Source organism: Acidovorax sp. GW821-FHT10A04 (assembly GCF_059415825.1).
The window spans coordinates 347,462-363,425 of sequence record NZ_JBWKNZ010000003.1 but is presented as its reverse complement, the minus strand read 5'-3'; the positions used below and the strand labels follow the sequence as shown (position 1 = coordinate 363,425).

At 69.5% G+C, this 15,964-nt stretch carries 14 protein-coding genes; 4 read left to right on the top strand and 10 right to left on the bottom strand.

Annotation, left to right across the window (positions count from 1 at the left end):
- Positions 1–149 precede the first annotated feature (149 nt).
- Positions 150–581, top strand: coding sequence for a hypothetical protein (locus tag AC07PF_RS09330; protein ID WP_035206059.1), 432 nt, complete (start codon positions 150–152; stop codon positions 579–581).
- Positions 582–658: 77 nt separating this feature from the next.
- On the opposite strand, the gene AC07PF_RS09325 is transcribed toward AC07PF_RS09330, so the two are convergent.
- The 5 genes from AC07PF_RS09325 to AC07PF_RS09305 all read right to left on the bottom strand — a co-directional run bounded on the left by AC07PF_RS09325 (position 659) and on the right by AC07PF_RS09305 (position 5,543).
- Entirely contained in the window at positions 659–1,021 is a 363-nt protein-coding gene (locus AC07PF_RS09325; protein ID WP_494611648.1) for an EF-hand domain-containing protein, read from the bottom strand.
- 141 nt (positions 1,022–1,162) lie between these two features.
- Positions 1,163–2,080: a 5'-nucleotidase gene (locus AC07PF_RS09320; protein ID WP_494611647.1), complete on the bottom strand. Its 918-nt coding sequence runs from the start codon at positions 2,078–2,080 to the stop codon at positions 1,163–1,165.
- 9 nt (positions 2,081–2,089) lie between these two features.
- Positions 2,090–3,322 carry a type II secretion system inner membrane protein GspF gene (gene gspF, locus AC07PF_RS09315; protein ID WP_494611646.1) on the bottom strand — a complete coding sequence of 411 codons (1,233 nt, stop codon included), beginning with the start codon at positions 3,320–3,322 and terminating at the stop codon, positions 2,090–2,092.
- Positions 3,323–3,471: 149 nt separating this feature from the next.
- Complete coding sequence (locus AC07PF_RS09310; protein ID WP_494611645.1) at positions 3,472–4,863, bottom strand: ATP-binding protein; 1,392 nt, start codon at positions 4,861–4,863, stop codon at positions 3,472–3,474.
- Entirely contained in the window at positions 4,863–5,543 is a 681-nt protein-coding gene (locus tag AC07PF_RS09305; RefSeq protein ID WP_494611644.1) for a response regulator, read from the bottom strand. The genes AC07PF_RS09310 and AC07PF_RS09305 overlap by 1 nt, the downstream gene beginning before the upstream one ends.
- 150 nt (positions 5,544–5,693) lie before the next feature.
- Here AC07PF_RS09305 and AC07PF_RS09300 point away from each other — a divergent pair, with 150 nt between their 5' ends.
- Positions 5,694–6,827: a serine hydrolase domain-containing protein gene (locus tag AC07PF_RS09300; protein WP_494611643.1), complete on the top strand. Its 1,134-nt coding sequence runs from the start codon at positions 5,694–5,696 to the stop codon at positions 6,825–6,827.
- A 4-nt stretch (positions 6,828–6,831) separates the two neighbouring features.
- On the opposite strand, the gene AC07PF_RS09295 is transcribed toward AC07PF_RS09300, so the two are convergent.
- Complete coding sequence (locus AC07PF_RS09295) at positions 6,832–7,860, bottom strand: LLM class flavin-dependent oxidoreductase (RefSeq protein ID WP_035206056.1); 1,029 nt, start codon at positions 7,858–7,860, stop codon at positions 6,832–6,834.
- Between the two features lie 199 nt (positions 7,861–8,059).
- Between AC07PF_RS09295 and AC07PF_RS09290 the strand changes: the two genes are divergently transcribed.
- Positions 8,060–8,548 (top strand): CZB domain-containing protein, encoded by a 489-nt coding sequence (locus AC07PF_RS09290; protein WP_007859697.1) that lies wholly within the window; start codon positions 8,060–8,062, stop codon positions 8,546–8,548.
- Between the two features lie 19 nt (positions 8,549–8,567).
- On the opposite strand, the gene ruvC is transcribed toward AC07PF_RS09290, so the two are convergent.
- Genes ruvC through AC07PF_RS09275 form a run of 3 tightly spaced genes read right to left on the bottom strand, consistent with a single transcriptional unit; the run spans position 8,568 to position 10,859 of the window.
- Positions 8,568–9,116 (bottom strand): crossover junction endodeoxyribonuclease RuvC, encoded by a 549-nt coding sequence (ruvC, locus tag AC07PF_RS09285; RefSeq protein ID WP_007859696.1) that lies wholly within the window; start codon positions 9,114–9,116, stop codon positions 8,568–8,570.
- Entirely contained in the window at positions 9,113–10,105 is a 993-nt protein-coding gene (locus AC07PF_RS09280) for a phosphatidate cytidylyltransferase (RefSeq protein ID WP_007859695.1), read from the bottom strand. The genes ruvC and AC07PF_RS09280 overlap by 4 nt, the downstream gene beginning before the upstream one ends.
- A 1-nt stretch (position 10,106) precedes the next feature.
- Entirely contained in the window at positions 10,107–10,859 is a 753-nt protein-coding gene (locus tag AC07PF_RS09275; protein ID WP_494611642.1) for a lysophospholipid acyltransferase family protein, read from the bottom strand.
- A gap of 135 nt (positions 10,860–10,994) precedes the next feature.
- Between AC07PF_RS09275 and AC07PF_RS09270 the strand changes: the two genes are divergently transcribed.
- Positions 10,995–11,996 carry a LacI family DNA-binding transcriptional regulator gene (locus tag AC07PF_RS09270; protein ID WP_494611641.1) on the top strand — a complete coding sequence of 334 codons (1,002 nt, stop codon included), beginning with the start codon at positions 10,995–10,997 and terminating at the stop codon, positions 11,994–11,996.
- Positions 11,997–12,006: 10 nt separating this feature from the next.
- Here AC07PF_RS09270 and AC07PF_RS09265 read toward each other — a convergent pair whose 3' ends face one another.
- Positions 12,007–15,612, bottom strand: a complete 3,606-nt coding sequence (locus AC07PF_RS09265; RefSeq protein ID WP_494611640.1) for a sensor domain-containing protein — start codon at positions 15,610–15,612, stop codon at positions 12,007–12,009.
- Positions 15,613–15,964: the final 352 nt, after the last annotated feature.

Genomic DNA, 15,964 nt, shown 5'->3' with positions numbered 1-15,964 from the left:
TCTGAACACTGCTTAAAAACTAGGGGTAAACCCTTAATTTTGGGCTTAAAGCCAAAAAAGACCTCAATTTCCCCTTTTGTTTGCCGTTATGAATGTACGAAGAGTCCGGAAGTGCCTCTGTCCATTCCATCCACCACCTGGGGCCTGCCATGCAAATGCCACCTGTTGATCGATCGCCGACCTGGCGTCCTCCGGGCGCTGATTTGTATTCCACCGGCGCCTCGGGGGCGCCGCCGATACGCCCTGTGAATGCGCCGCTGCCCGTCGAGTCCATGGACCGGCTCGGGGAGGGGGCCATCGTGCGCGAGCCCGACAAGCCTTCGGCGCCCGAGGCGCCCAACCGCGACTGGACCGAGGTGAAGAAGAAGGAAACGGTGGAAGAGCCGCCCGAGCCGCCGCCGGAGCCCATCTACAAGCAGTTGCTCGAGTTCATCCAGTCCATGTGGCGTGCCAGCGGCAGTGCCGTGGAAATGGCGCAGGACATCAACAAGGTGACCCTGCAGGAGCGCCTGGCCCAGCAGGTCAAGAACGAACCGCTGACCTACTCGGACCCCAAGGTCAAGCGCACGGCAGGGTTGTGAATCGGCTGGCAGGCTGAGGCGCCGCGACGGCGCCAGGGGGCATCGGTTTTTTTGCTATCGAACGGTAGCGGGTGGGGTCAGGGAGCGCTGGCTGCAGGAGCGAGAGCAGCAGGCGCCTGTTGTTTCGCGCGATCCCGTTCGGCGCGGTACTTGGCCGCAAAAGCGCGCACCTCCGCATACGAGACAAAGCCGTCATGGTCGGTGTCGGCCTCATCGAAGGCATTGGCCAGGCGCGGGAACAGTTTCACTTCGGTCCGGCTGAGCTTGCCGTCGCCGTTGAAATCCAGCATCTTGAACTCGCGGATGGCCTTGGCTTCGCCCTTGGACAGGCCTTCGGTGTCGGCCGGTGGCGGCGCCGCCGGTACCTGGGCCAGGGCCAGGGCCATGCTGCTGCAAAGCAGGGCGGCGGCTGCGCCCCATGCCAATAGGTTCATCTTCATGCGTTCTGTTCTCTGTTCCTGTTGCGGGACCATGGTCGCACAGATGCGGTCGCACGGCGTTCATTGCAACCGGTCAGAGGCCTTCTTTCGCGGCAAGTTGCACACCATTGCACAACTTTGCACACCGCCAGGGCCGGCCCTTCAGTCTGCCAGCGGCGTGACGGGGTTGGACACCCCGCTGTTCACATGGCCCGCGGGCACATGCAGCGAGGCCGAGGTGACATGGCCGGTCTGGTCGTCGAAGAAGAAGTCGGGCTCGAACTCGCGCAGGAACTCCCCTTTTTGCAGCCCGCCAAGGAACATCGCCTCATCGACCGCGATGTCCCAGTCCATCAGCGTGCGGATGGCGCGTTCGTGGGCGGGCGCGCTGCGTGCCGTGACCAGCGCGGTGCGGATGCGCATGCCCGTGCCGCCCGCGTGCTGCAGCCGGTGCAGGGCCGCGAGCAGGGGCTTGAAGGGGCCATCGGGCAGCGGCTGCGCCGCCTTGTCGCTCTCGTGCCGCTGGAAGGCGGCCAGGCCTTCGGCCTGGTAGACGCGCTCAGCCTCGTCGGAGAACAGCACCGCGTCGCCGTCGAAGGCGATGCGCACTTCATGGGGGTTGGAGTCGCCAGCGCGCACCGATTCGGTCAGCACGCGCGCCGCGGGGTAGCCCAGGTGCAGCGCCTGGCGCACGTCGGCCTCGTTGGCCGAGAGGAACAGGTGGGCCCCCAGCGGGCGCAGGTAGCGGAACGGATCACGCCCCTGGGTGAACACGCCGCGCTGCACCATGGGCAGGCCGTGGGCCAGGCAGGAGCGGAACACGCGCATGCCGCTCACCGGGTCGTTGCGCGAGAGCAGCACCACCTCCACCCGCTGGTGCTCGGTGGTGTTGAAGGCCAGCAGCTTGCGCACCAGCGAAAAGGCCACGCCCGGCGCCGCCGGAATGTCGATGCGCTGGCGCTGCATCTCCACGTAGGCGCGGTCATCCGTGTCGTCGAAGACGCTGTTTTCTTCCTCGAAATTGAACAGTGCGCGCGAGGAGATCGCGACCACCAGCTTGTCGTCCAGGGTGACGGCCATGGTGTGTGTCTACTTGACGAACTGGTTGAGCTGGATGATGGGCAGCATCACGGCCAGCACGATGGCCATCACCACCAGGCCCATGGCCACGATCAGCAGGGGCTCCAGGATGGTCGCCAGCTGCATGGAGCGGCGCTGCACCTCGACCGACAACTGGGTGGCGGCGCGCTGCAGCATCACCGGCAACTGGCCCGTCTGTTCGCCCAGGCGCGCGAACATCGACAGCAGGCCCGGAAAGCGCTTCTTCTGCGCCAGGGCCGAGGCCAGCGGTGCACCCTCGCGCACCAGCACCAGGGCATCGAGCGCGTCGGCCCGCAGGGCGCGGTTGTTCAGGGTCTCGGCTGCGGCCTGCAGCGCGCGCAGGATGGGCACGCCGGCACTGGCCAGCATGGCCAGCGTGCTGGCAAAGCGCGCCGCGTTGTAGCCGCGCGCGAGCTTGCCCACCAGGGGCAGGTTGAGCCAGGCAGCGTCGAAGCGCTCGCGCACGCTCTCCGATTTCAGCGACCAGCGCAGGCCCAGTGCGCCGATGACCAGCACGCCGAAAAGGGCCAGCCCGTAGCTGCGCACCAGGGCGCTGATGCCCAGCATCACGGTGGTGATGAGGGGCAGGGCGCGCTTGGAGCCGGCGAACACGCTGGCCACCTGGGGCACCACATAGCCCAGCAGGAACATCACGATGGCGATTGCCACCAGGGTCACGATGGCCGGGTAGAGCGCCGCGCCTATGAGCTTGGCCTTGAGCGCCTGGCGGTCTTCGAGGTCATCGGCCAGGCGTTCGAGCACCAGGCCCAGGTTGCCGCTGTGCTCGCCAGCACCGATCACGGCGCAGTAGATGTCGGAAAACTCGCGCGGGTGCTGGCCCAGCGCGCGGGCGAAGGTGGCGCCGGCATTCACCTCGGCGCGCAGGGCGGCCACCAGGTGGCGCTGGCGGTCGTCGTCGGCCTCGTCCGAGAGGGCGCTCAGGGCGCGCTCCAGCGGCAGGCCGGAACTCACCAGCCCGGCGATCTGCCGGGTCCAGATGGCCAGGCCGGTGGCGTTGAACACCGGCCGGGTGAACAGGCTGCGGTTCCAGCCCTGGGCAGAGCCGTCCCGGGAATGCCCGGTCTGGACCTGCTCCACTGCAATCGGCACCAGGGCCTGCGCGCGCAGCTGGGTGCGGGCGGACTTGGCGGTGTCGGCCTCCATCAGGCCTTTGCGGGTCTGGCCCTGGGCGTCCAGGGCTTCAAAGGAAAAAGCGGGCATGCAGCAGGTGGTGGGTGGGCGGTTGGGAAGTGCACGAAGGGGCACCCTCGTCAGCCACGATGGTAGCGGCAACCGGCATGTTGCCCCGCAAGCTTGTCCTCAAACCTTACATGGCGCCGACGCGCCGCGCTGCGTTGCAGATCCCTGCGCTACGGCGGGGACGCCCATTGCACACGGAAAGAGACGCCTTTTCCGCCGATACCGGCCCCGATTTCCACGCCCGCGCCAATGCGCCGTGCCGCTGACCGGACCACGGCCAGCCCCAGACCGGAACCGCTCGCGCCGGCATCGGGTCCGCGCACGAAGCGTTCGAAGACCGCCTCGCGCAACTGCGGGGCAATGCCGGGGCCGTCGTCACGCACCTCGAGCACAAGGCGCCCGGCATGCTGGCCCAGTTGCAACTCCACGCGCCCGCCATGGCGGCCATAGCGGATGGCATTGCCGACCAGGTTGTCGGTGATGGATTCGAACACCTGCAGCAGCCCGCGGCTGGGCAGCCGGTCGGGCCCGAGGTAGCACAGCTCGATGTCCCGCGCCGCCGCCGGGCCCGCGTGGGCCGCCAGGCAGTCGCGGGCGATGTCCGCCAGGTCCACGGCGGCGGGCGCGTGCGCCGTGTCCGCATCGAGCCGTGCGAGCGCCAGCAACTGCCCCACCAGGCGGCCGGCGCGCTCGACGCCGTTGCCCAGGCGCTCGGCCGCCGCGCGGCGCTCCTCGTCGCTGGCGCTGTGCAGCAGCAGGTCGCGCTGCGTGCCGATCACGGCCAGCGGGGTGCGCAGCTCGTGCGCCGCATCCGCGAGGAAGTTGCGCTCGCGCTGCAGCAGCGCGCGCAGCCGCGCCAGCGTGGCATTGAGTTCGCGCACCACCGGTGCCAGTTCGGCATGGGGCGCGCTCACCGCCAGCGCCTCCAGGTTCCCGGGCGGCCGCTGCGCGAGCTCGCGGGACAGCTGGCGCAGCGGGCGCAGGCCCGTGTGCACCGACACCCAGACCGGCAGCAGCACCAGGGGAAAAGCCACCAGCAAGGGCTGCAGCAGCCCCTCGCTGCTGATCATCACCGAGTCGAAGTTCAGGTGCCGGCTGTGCAGGGACTGGGTCACCTCGATCCGGTAGCGTCCATCGGCCGAGCGCAGCCGGTAGACGCGGTGGGGCTGGGCGCCGCCCTGGTCGGCATAGCCCTCGGGGCCGTCCGCCGGGGTATCGGCCACGCTGCCGCCCTGTGCCAGCAGCCGCCCCTGTGTATCGCGCACCCGGAACCCGAGGAATCCTTCGGGGTAGCTGAGCAACTCGGTATCGCTGTGGATGCGTGCGTCCAGGCCTTCGAGCGCCGCCGTGAAACGCGCCCCGTCGCCTGCGGCAGCGCTGGCCAGGCGGTCGATGCTGCGCGCCAGGGCCAGCATCTCGCGGTCGAAGCTGCCTGTTTCCCGGGCATAGACCATGGAGTGGCCGAGCGCGTAGATCGCCACCCAGACGAGTGCACAGGCCAGCAGCAGCGACAGCAACAGGCGCCGGGCGATGGAGGGGCGCAGCAGGGAGGGCAGCGCCATCATGGCTGCAGCCCGGCGATGCGGTAGCCCACGCCACGCATGGTGCGGATGCAGTCCTCGCCCAGCTTGCGGCGCAGGTTGTGGATATGCCATTCGAGCGCGCTGAACTCCATCGGCTCGCCCAGGGGCGCCAGGGCACGTGCCAGCCGGTGCTTGGGCACCACCTCGCCACCGTGGCGCGCGAGTTCGACCACGATGGCGAATTCGCGTGGCGACAGCGGCACCGGCCCGTCTTCGGTGCGCACCTCGCGCTGGCGCATGTCGATGGTGAGCGGGCCCACGCTCCAGGTGCTCGACGACTGCCCGGCTGCGCGCCGCGTCACGGCCTGGATCCGGCTCGCCAGTTCTGCCACCTGCACGGGCTTGATGACATAGTCGTCGGCTCCTGCATCGAGCCCGGCGATGCGCATCTCCAGCGCATCGCGCGCGGTCAGCACGATGACCGGCAACGCGATCCCGGTGCGCCGCCAGCCGCGCAGCAGGGACAGGCCTTCGCCGTCGGGCAGGCCCAGGTCGAGCACGGCGCAGGCAAAGGGCAGGGGCTCGTCGCCGCTGGCCTCGCACAGGGCCCGGGCCTGGCCGAGGCTGCGCACCCATTCGCTGCTCAGCCCATGGACCTTGAGGGCCTTCTGCAGGTCGCTGCCCAGGTCCAGGTCGTCTTCGATGAGAAGGAGGTGCATGTCGGAAGTCCCTTCTTAGATCGTAAACACGTTCTTAGGTGGGGCGAAGCTTATGCCAGGCGGGCAAAGCGGGCGCAAAGGATGCCCTGCCTAGCATGCGCAGGTTTTCCACCACCCCATGGAGCGACCGCTGTGCGCCTTGTCCGAACGATGCCCCTTTCCCTGATCGCCCTGCTGCTTGTCGCGGCCCTGCTGTCCGCCTGTGGCGGCGGCGACGACGCCCCGTCCCGCGAGCACGCCGCGGTCCAGGCCCTGCTGGAGCAGGCGGTACCGCCTGCCGCGCCACCCGGGGCGCTGGTGGCGGTGCGGGATGCCTCGGGGCGCACCACCCGCTACGCCGCGGGCCTGGGGGCGGTGGCGCCGGCCACCCCCATGCGGCCCGAAGACCGCTTTCGCGCCGGCAGCGTCCTCAAGCTGATGGTCGCCACGGTGGTGCTGCAGCTGGTCGAGGAGGGGCGGCTGGCGCTCGGCACGCCGCTCACCCGCTTGCTGCCGGCCGGGCGCATCGCCGGCTTCGAGCACCGCGGCGCCATCACCCTGGAACACCTGCTCAACCACACCAGCGGACTGGGCGACACGGCCTCCAGCGAAGCCCATGACGCCGATGTGCTGGCCCAGCCGGCGCGCCTGCGCAGCGAACAGGAGTACCTGGACATGGCGCTGCTGGAGGGCCAGCGGCTGCCTGGCGAACATGCCTATGCCAACACCAACTACATCCTGCTGGGCCTGGTGATCGAGCAGGCCACCGGCAAGAGCTGGCGCAGCCAGGTGCGCGAGCGCCTGCTCACCCGCCTGGGCCTGGCGGATTCTTCGCTGCCCGAGCCTGCGGACCTGGAGATGCCAACGCCGTTCGCCCATGGCTACCAGCCCATGGCAGGCGCAGGCCTGCTGGATGTCAGCCGCATCTCCCCCTCGATGGCCGGGTCGGCCGGCGGCCATGCCCTGGTGACGACCACGGCCGACCTGGCGCGCTTTGCCGCCGCGCTGTTCGGCGGCGAGCTCTATCGCCTGCCGAGCACCCTGGCGCAAATGCTGCGCTTCGTGCCGGCCGAGCCCATCGGCGACATGGCCTATGCCTACGGCCTGGGGGTCATGCGCCACCAGTTGCCCGATGGCACGGTGTTCCTGGGCCACGGGGGCTCCACGGCAGGCTATTCCTGCGCGATTCTTTACGACCCGGTGCGCCGGCTGACCGTGGTGGCCGCGCGCAATGCGCCGGACCTCGAGGCTACCTACCTGGAGGTGGCGATGCCGGTGGCGCGCGCCCTGCAGGCGCCACGCTGAGATTTCAGGCCGGTACGCCGGCCTGCAGCGCTGCGTGTGCCTGGGCCGCGATCTCCAGCGAACGCAGGCGCAGCGCTGGGTCGTACACGTCGCTCACCAGCATCAACTCGTTGGCGCCGGTCTCGCGCACCAGGTCGGCCAGGCCGGCCTGCACCGTCTCGGGCCCACCGATCACCGCGGCCGCCAGGAAGTCGCCAATGGCGGCACGCTCCTGCGGCTGCAGGCGTGCCGCGAAGTTCTCCACCGGCGGCAGCAGCAGGCGCCGGTCGCCGGTGAGGATGCCCAGCACGCGCTGGTAGGTGCTGCTGGCCAGGAACTCGGCCTCCTCGTCGGTCGGTGCCGCGATCAGCGGCACGCCGATGGCCAGGTAGGGCTTGGGCCAGGCGGCCGAGGGGCGGTACAGGTTGCGGTACAGGTCGATGGCCTGGTGCAGCAGGCGCGGCGCGAAATGCGAGGCGAAGGCATAGGGCAGGCCGCGCTCGGCCGCCAGCTGCGCCGAGAACAGGCTCGATCCCAGCAGCCAGATCGGCACGTTCGTTCCGGCCCCGGGCGTGGCCACCAGGCGCTGGCCCGGTTCAGCCGGGGAGAACAGGCGCTGCAGCTCGGCCACGTCCTGCGGAAAGTCGTCGGCGGTTTCGACGCGGCTGCGGCGCAGCGCGCGCATGGTCGCCGGGTCGGTGCCGGGCGCGCGGCCCAGGCCCAGGTCGATGCGGCCGGGGTAGAGCTCGGCCAGCGTGCCGAAGGCTTCGGCCACCACCAGCGGCGCATGGTTGGGCAGCATCACGCCGCCCGACCCCACGCGGATGCGCGAGGTGCCGCCCGCGATGTGCCCCACCAGCACGGCGGTTGCCGAGCTGGCGATGCCTGCCATGTTGTGGTGCTCGGCCAGCCAGTAGCGGGCGAAACCGAGCTTTTCGGCGTGCTGTGCGGTGCGCAGGGCGATCTGCAGCGCCTCGGCCACGGTGCCGCCGTCGCGGACGGCCACCAGGTCCAGCATGGACAGGGCGGTGCGGGGGGAAACAGGTTCAGTCATGCGCCCATTGTGGTCCGGCCCGGCCGGCACCGCTTGCACCGGGGCCGAGAGCCGAGGCTGGCAGCAGGGCTGCACTGCACACGCCGACAGGGGTATGCGATTTTTTGGTAGCCAAAAGGCAAAACGCTACACAGAATGTTTCAAATGGCGTGGCGTCTCTTGCACAGGGCCCGCCCGCACACCAAAAACGGGATGGAAAATGGGTTTCTTCAGCCGACTGTTCAAGATGCGGGAGCAGGACCCGACCAGTCCAGACACGACCTGGGCCATGGAAGACAACGGCAGCGAACTCGTGCTGGACGCCGAGTACGCCACCATGCTCATGACCGAGATCGATATCGACGCGGCCATTTCCAGCCATGAGCGCTGGCGACTGCAGCTGCAGGACATGATCAATGGCCGTTCCAACGAGGTCATGCGCCCCGAGCGCATCTGCCAGGACGACCGCTGCGACCTGGGCCGCTGGCTCAACGGCACGGGCCGCGTGCGGCTCGGCCACTACCCGGCCTTCGGCATGCTGGTGGCGCGCCACAAGTACTTCCACCAGCAGGCGGCCGCTGTGGTCACCCTGTTCCAGGCGGGGCAAAAGCCCCAGGCCGTGCAGTTGCTCAACAGCAGCTGCCGCCATGCGTCGAACCAGGTGCTGCTGCTGCTGAAAGAACTCAAGCGAGGCCTGGGCAGCAGCTGAACTGCGACGCCTTTCCGGCTCAGTAACTCCTGCCGCCCTTGTACATGGCGTGCTGGCGGCGTTGCAGCGTCCCGACCTCGCTCAAGCGGGCCATGGCAGCGCCCGCATGGGCGTGGGTGATCGCCATGCCCAGGCCGTCGGCGGCGTCGGTGCCGGGCAGGCCGGGCAGGCTCAGCAGGCGGCGCACCATTTCCTGCACCTGGGGCTTGGTCGCACGCCCATGGCCGACCACGGCCTTCTTCATCTGCAGCGCGGTGTACTCGGCCACGGGCAGGTTGCTGGCCACCAGCGCGGTGATGCAGGCACCGCGGGCTTGGCCCAGCAGCAGGGTGGACTGTGGGTTCACGTTGACGAAGACAATCTCGACCGAGGAGGTATCGGGTTGGTAGCGCGCCACCACCTCGGTGATGCCGTCGAACAGCATCTTCAGGCGCCCGGGCAGGTCGCCCAGGGCCAGCGTGGTCGTGCGGATGGTGCCGCTGGCCACGTAGCTCAGTCGGTGGCCGTCCATGTCCACCACGCCGAAGCCCGTGGTCTGGAGGCCCGGATCGATCCCCAGGATCCTCATAGCCCGAAGTACCAGCGCACCGAATGGAAGAACACCGGTGCCGCGAAGCACAGTGCGTCGACCCGGTCGAGCAGGCCACCGGCCCCCGTGACCGACATGCCCTGCATGCCCCAGCTGGTGATGCCGCGGTCGCGCTTGAGCGCCTTCATCACCAGGTGCCCCAGGCTGCCGGCCACGCAGGCCAGCAGGGCCATGCCCAGCGCCTGGCCGGGCTTGAAGGGGGTGATGAAGGTCAGCAGGCCACCCACCAGGCCCCCCACGGCCACGCCTGCGAGCCAGCTCACCCACTGGAAGCTCTGGCTCACCTGGGGCGCCACGGGCTTGTGCGGAAAGCGCCGGCCCAGCAGGTGCTGCACCACCATGCAGGTCTGCACCACGAACACCAGGAAGAACACCAGGAAGGCGCCCTTGTCCCGGTAGCCCGGGAAGTCGAGCAGCAGCAGCGCCGGCACATGGCTCATGCCGTAGACGCAGACCATGATGCCCCACTGCAGCTTGGCGTTGCGCTCCAGGAAGCGCTGCGGGTCGTTGGCCAGCGCGCTTACCACGGGCAGCGCCAGGAACACGTAGACCGGGATGAACACCGTGAACAGGTCGAAATGCCGGCTGCCCACGATCCAGAACTGCAGCGGCAGCACCACGAAGAAGGCCAGCACCAGGCTGCGGTGGTCGCCCCGGCGCGTGGGCGAGAGCGTGATGAACTCGCGCAGCGCGAAAAAGCCCACGATGGCGAAGAGCACGGTGGCCACGGCGTCACCCAGCGCCCAGCCGATCCAGAACACGGTGGCCATGACCCAGGAGGTCTTGAGCAGGCCCCAGAAGCGCTTGGCCTCCAGGGCTTCGGCCTCGGCCTGCGGGTCGTCGCTGGACTGCTCGCGCAGCATGCGCGCGTAGGCCCAGATGGTGGTGATCGACAGGATGCCGAACACCACCAGGAACAGGGCACCGATCTGCTGGGTCGCGGTTAGGTTGCGAAGAAAGTTGTTCATTTCACACTTCCCGCAAGGCGATGACCGCACGGCGCGCACGGTCCAGGAACGGCCGGCGCTCTTCGTCGGCGGCCAGCTCGATCGGCGCGCCGAAGGTCACCGAGCACAGGATGGGAACGGGCACGACTTCGCCCTTGGGCATCACGCGCTGCACGTTGTTGATCCAGGCCGGCACCAGCACCACCTGCGGGAACATCTGCGCCAGCTTGTACAGCCCCGACTTGAAGGGCTGGGGCTCCTCGCCGTGGCCGCGCGTGCCCTCGGGAAAGATCACGATGGAGTCACCGCTCTGCAGCGCCTTCACCAGCGGCGCGAGCGGGTCGTTCTCGGGCAGCGCCGCGCGCAGCTCCTCGGGGGTCGGGGGGCGGGGCGGTGCCTCGGGGGCCGGGTCCGGCCCGCCAGCGGCAGCGGTTTCCGCCTCGGGCAGGGCTGGGCCCACCGGTGCCGCTTCCACAGGCGCCGGGCGTGCCGGCGTGGCCTGGCGGTCCACATACACCGCATTGAACACGGCGGTGGTGATCCACTGGCGAAACGGCGTCTTGGTCCAGTAGTCCTTGGCGGCGATCGGGCGGGTGATGCTGCGCAATTCCTCGGGCAGGGCCGCCCAGATCAGCACCATGTCGGCATGGCTCTGGTGGTTGGCGAAGTAGATGCGCTGCTCCGCCTTGGGCGGGCAACCATACCAGCGGGCCTGGGAGCCGGTCAGGAACCGCACTATTCCCAGAAGGAGGAGACTCATCAACTTGGCAAGCATGGCGCGGATGATACGGGCGAACCCGCGCACCCCTGGTGAGCCGGGCCACAGGCGGTGGTCGCCCGCCAGACAGCAGGGGCCGGCCACTGGACCCTGGCTGCGGCGCGACAGTATCATCCGGGCCCACGCTGCTCCATGAAAAAGCCCCAAGCCTTCACCGTCCACGATGTCGCCCGCATGGCCGGCGTGTCCGCCATGACGGTGTCACGCGCGCTGAACCATCCCGAGCGCGTGGCCCCCGCCACGCTGCTCAAGGTGCGTGAGGTGGTCAGCCAGACGGGCTTCGTTCCCAATGGCATGGCGGGTGGCCTGCGCTCCTCGCGTGCCCGGCTGGTGGCCGCAGTGTTGCCGACGCTGACGGGCCCGGTGTTCCAGGAAACCGTGCGCGCGCTGAACCAGGCGCTGGACGAGCGAGGCTACCAGCTGATGATCGGCCAGAGCGGCTACGACGCCTCGCGCGAGGATGCGCTGCTCGACGCCATCATCCGGCGCCGGCCCGATGGCATCGTGCTGACCGGCATCATGCATTCGGTGGACGGTCGGCGCCAGTTGCTGGCCGCGGGCATTCCGGTGGTCGAGACCTGGGACCTGACACCCACCCCCATCGACATGCTGGTGGGCTTCTCGCACGAGCGCATCGGCGAGTCGGTCTGCCATTTCCTGGTCCAGCGCGGCTACCGCCAGCCCCTGCTGCTCGGTGCCAACGATGACCGGGCGCGCCTGCGCATGGGCGGGTTCCGGCGTGCGGCCCGGGAGCTGGGCCTGGCGGCCGAGGTGCCGGCGGTGCTGGTGCCGGCGCCCACCACGCTGGGGTCGGGGCGCAGCGGGCTGGTGGCGGCGCTGGCCGCCCACCCCGGGACCGATGCGGTGTTCTGCAGCTCGGACATGCTGGCCCTGGGGGTGCTGATCGAGGCCCAGGCGCGCGGCCTGTCGGTACCAGGGCAACTGGCCGTCGTGGGCCTGGGCGACCTGGAGTTCGCCGCCAGCCTGCAGCCGGCATTGACCACGGTGCGCATCGACGGCACCCGCATCGGCCGCACGGCGGCGCAGTTCATCGACGACCGCGCGGAAGGCCGCACGGTCGACACACCCATCGTCGACATCGGCTTCGAGATCGTCTCACGCGCCAGCGCCTGAACACGGCCTGCTAGGGCGTGTGGGCCGTCGTGCGGGCTTCGAGAAAGGCCTTGAGCTGGTCGGCCGCCAGGGGCCGGCTGAACAGATAGCCCTGGTAGGCGTGGCAGCCGTGTTCGGCCAGGAACTGCTGCTGGCTCTCGTTCTCCACCCCCTCGGCGATGACGTGCAGCCCCAGGCTCTGGGCCAGTGCCACGATGGTCCGCACGATGGCGGCATCGTTGGGGTCGCTCAGCAGGTCGCGCACGAAGGACTGGTCGATCTTGAGCTGGTCGAGCGGCAAGCGCTTGAGGTAGTAGAGCGACGAGTACCCGGTGCCGAAGTCGTCGAGCGAGAAGCAGACGCCGCGGCGCTTCAAGGCAGCCATCTTGGTGACCGTCTCCTCCATGTCGCTGACCAGCAGGCTTTCGGTGAGCTCGAGCTTGAGCCGGCGCGGGTTGGCGCCGGCCTTGTCGAGCACGGCCAGCACCTGGTCGACAAAGTCGGGGTGGCGGAACTGCAGCACGCTGACATTGACGGCGACGGTGAGCCCGGCGGTCTCCGGCCGGGCCGACCACGCGGCGATCTGTGCGCACGCGGCCTCCAGCACCCAGCGGCCCAGGGGCAGGATGCTGCCCGTCTCCTCGGCCAGCGGGATGAACACCGCCGGCGACACCATGCCGCGCTGCGGGTGCTTCCAGCGCAGCAGCGCCTCGACGCCCAGCATCTCGCCCTGGCTGTCCACCTGGGGCTGCCAGTGCAGCAGGAACTCGTCTTGTGCGAGCGCCTGGCGCAGGTCGCTTTCCAGCGCGGCGCGGGCCGTCACGGCCTGCTGCATGTCGGGGTCGAAGAAGCGCAGGGTGTTGCGGCCTGCGGTCTTGGCCTGGTACATGGCCAGGTCCGCGCGCTTGAGCAGCTCGCCCACCTCCTCGGTCTGGGCGAAGGGCGCGATGCCGATGCTGCAGGTGCCGCGGTGCTCGTAGCCCATCAGGTCGAACGGCTGGTTCAAGGCGTTCAGGACGTTCTCTGCAACCGTGCGGCCCTGCACGGCGGTCTCGCTCGCGCTCCCGCTGAGCTGCTCCAGCATCACGACGAACTCGTCGCCGCCCAGGCGTGCCACCGTGTCGGTCTCGCGCACGCAACCCTTCAGGCGCGTGGCGACCTGCTGCAGCAGCAGGTCGCCCTTGTCATGCCCGAGCGTGTCGTTCAAGGTCTTGAAGTTGTCCAGGTCGATGAACAGCAGGGCGCCCCCACGGCCGTTGCGTGCGCTCGCGACGAGCGCGTGCTGCAGCCGGTCGACCAGCCGGATGCGGTTGGGCAGGCCGGTCAGCGGGTCGAAGAACGCGAGCTTCTGTATCTGCAGCTCGGTCACCTTGCGCTGCGTGATGTCGGTGTTGATGGCCAGGATCGAGCGCGGCATGCCGTGCTCGTCGCGCACCAGCGTCCAGTGCGCCTCCACCGTGAGGGTGCTGCCATCCTTGCGGTGCTGGGTGAATTCACCGTTCCACTCCCCCAGGGCCAGCACGTTGCGGATCGCCTGCTGGTAGGCGTGGGCATCGTCGTAGAGCAGGTGCGAGATCGAGCGGCCGATGGCCTCCTGTGGCGTCCAGCCGTAGAGGCGCTGTGCGCTGCGGTTCCAGAACAGCACCCGGTCCTCCAGGCAGCGCACGATGATGGCGTCCTGGGCCTTGTCCAGCAGCGACGCCTGGTCGCGGATCTGCGCGTCGGCCTCCTGGCGCTCGATCTCGGCCGCCGCGCGCGTGGCGAAAATGTGCAGCGTGGACGCCATCATGGCATCGAGCTCGCGGCTGCTGTCGAACAGCAGGGCCATCGCGCCCAGCGGGCGGCCCGATGCGCTGTCCAGCCGGCGCCAGATGCAGGTGTGGGCCTGCAGCCCTGGCAGCAGCCGGGTCGCGAACTGCGCCACCACCGCCCCTTGCACGGTGCCGTGCGTCTCCCGCAGGGCCGGTGCCAGCGGCGATCCTTCCAGGGCGAAGTCGAAGTCGGCGAAGGCCCGGTCCTGCGCCAGCGCCGCCAGCATGTGGGCCTGCGGCGCCTGGGCCGGCCGGTTCTCTCCACCTGTGCGCAGGCGTGCCACGAAGCCTCCACAGGCCCCCAGCGTCTCGGTGCCGCTGCGCACCAACTGCTCGAAGAAGGCCGCCCCCGTGCCGGCGGAGACCGCTGCCGCGACCTTCGCCACCGCGGCCTGCAGGGCCTGCTGGCGGGCCTGGGCACGCAGGCCTTCGATGCCGAACGCCAGGTCGTTGGCCAGGTCCTGCAGGAGCTTGGCCTCTTCGGCCCCGATCACCACCGGCTCCTTGGCGCACAGGCCCAGCAGGCCCAGCGCGCCACCGGCGCGGCCCAGGGGCAGGAAGGCCGCGCCCAGAAAGCCGTGCGCCAGCGCCATGCGCGCCCAGGGTTCGGGCGCCGGCAGGTGGGCCAGGTTCTCGGCCACCGCCAGTTGTCCGCTGGCCAGCGCCTGTTCGATGGTGCGGCGCAGGCCGGCCTGCGAGGGGTCGTCCCAGGCGCCTTCCAGGGCCGTGAGCAGGCCACTGCCGTCTCCGACCCGGGCGGCCAGCTGCAGGCTGCCGCCGCCGCGCAGCCACCCGGCCCAGGCCATGTCGTAGCCGCCGATCTCCACCGTGATGCGACAGACCTCCTCGATCAGGGCCTGCTCGGTGCCGGCCCGGATCTGCACCTCGTTGCAGGCGCTCAGCATGCGCTGGGCCCGGTTGGCGCGGGCCAGTTCGCGCTCGGCGCGCACGCGCAGGCTCACGTCGTTGGCGAGCACCAGGCGGGCGCGCCGGCCATTGAAATCGACCAGGTCGGCCGAGATCTCTGTGTCGATGACCGAGCCATCCTTGCGCCGATGGCGCCGCTTGATGCCGGTGACCTTTTGCACCTCCTCCGTGCTGCGCAGGGTCTTTTCCCACTCGGGGCTGTCCTCGGGCAGCCACAGGTCCCGCACGTCCATGGCGAGAAACTCCTGCTCGCTGTACCCGTAGTGCAGCACCGCCGCCTGGTTCACGGCCAGGATCTGGCGCGAGCGCAGGTCCGACACCCACATGGGAAAAGGGTTGTGGTCGAACAGCAGCCGGTATTGTTCCCCCGAGGCCCGCCATTGCGACGTGGTGCCATGCCGAGCGAGGGTGGCGCCCAGCGATTCCCCCAGGACCTGCAGGCCGGGCAGCGCCGGCTCGGTGAAGGCACCCCGCGGGCCGGACACCGCGCAGACCCAGCCGAGGACGTCGGCGGCGGCGGTGCGCAGCGGGGCCATCAGCAGGGACACCGGTGCGCCGGCCTGTGCGACATCGGTCCAGAGCAGGGCCGGGTGGCTGTGGTCGCCGGGGCTGGACCGGTCGGGGGCTGCGCCGGGCCAGGCCAGGGCATCGCCCACCGCCGCCGCGATCTCGCCGCTGACCGCGCGGCAGAGAAAGTCGCCGCCGTCGTCGCGCAGGTAGATGGCGCAACCCGCAGCCTCGGTCAACGCGCGCGCCCAGCCGGCCATGCGGGCGAGGATTTCGCCGCGGGCCAGGCCAAAGTCCAGCGCCAGCATCTCCTGCTGCAGGCGCACGAGGCGGGCAAGGGCCGCGGCATCTTCGCTGGCAGGCCGCAAGGGGTCTTCGGGGAGCAGGCCCATGGTGTCCTCTTTACCTTGGATGGGGGGCGCGGGCGGCGGAGCAACGGTGCCCCTGCAGCCGTCCGGGCTGTCCCCACTCTACCGCGCCGGATGCCGGTGCCGGCCCGCGCATGGCAAAGAAGGCGCCACCCTGCGTGGCGCACCGCCTGAGATTCGAGAGGGTCATGTTTCTACCCACCGACCCGGCCTGGGTGCCGCTGCGGCTTGAAAAAAGTCTGCACGGATCGGGGGTTGGCCGGTACAAGTGCGCTATTGGTTTGCATGGGCACTTGGGGTGAGAATGTAAGCAAATGAATCACCATTGAAAAGACAAGATTCTTCGGTGGGTGATCAATCAATTTGATCACCAACG